Origin of the sequence: Mesorhizobium sp. M1A.T.Ca.IN.004.03.1.1 (assembly GCF_003997555.1) — a bacterium.
In the GTDB taxonomy this organism is placed as follows: domain Bacteria; phylum Pseudomonadota; class Alphaproteobacteria; order Rhizobiales; family Rhizobiaceae; genus Mesorhizobium.
Genome location: NZ_RZTV01000799.1, coordinates 1 through 249 on the forward strand (window position 1 = coordinate 1; position 249 = coordinate 249).

Consider the following 249-nt stretch of genomic DNA (forward strand, 5'->3'; position numbering starts at 1 on the left):
GAGGAACAGACCTCTCAGTCGCTTGACCTCAAGCGATGGGGTAAGCTCTCTTGGATCGACATGGTCATATTCGATGGCATAACCCGGCTGCAGTATCTTGGCAGATTCGAGGCCCGGAATGGTCTTGATGAAAGCAGCTTGAACTTCGGCCGGCAGCGACGTCGAAATGCCGTTCGGATAAACCGTGTCGTCATCCAGTCCCTCAGGCTCAAGAAAGACCTGATGCCCGTCGCGTTCTCCGAATTTCAC

1 protein-coding gene is annotated in these 249 nt (G+C 54.2%); it reads right to left on the bottom strand.

Features of this window, described 5'->3' with window-relative positions:
• Positions 1-249: FAD-dependent oxidoreductase (locus EOD29_RS33860; protein ID WP_206520604.1), on the bottom strand; the 249-nt coding region annotated here is incomplete at both ends.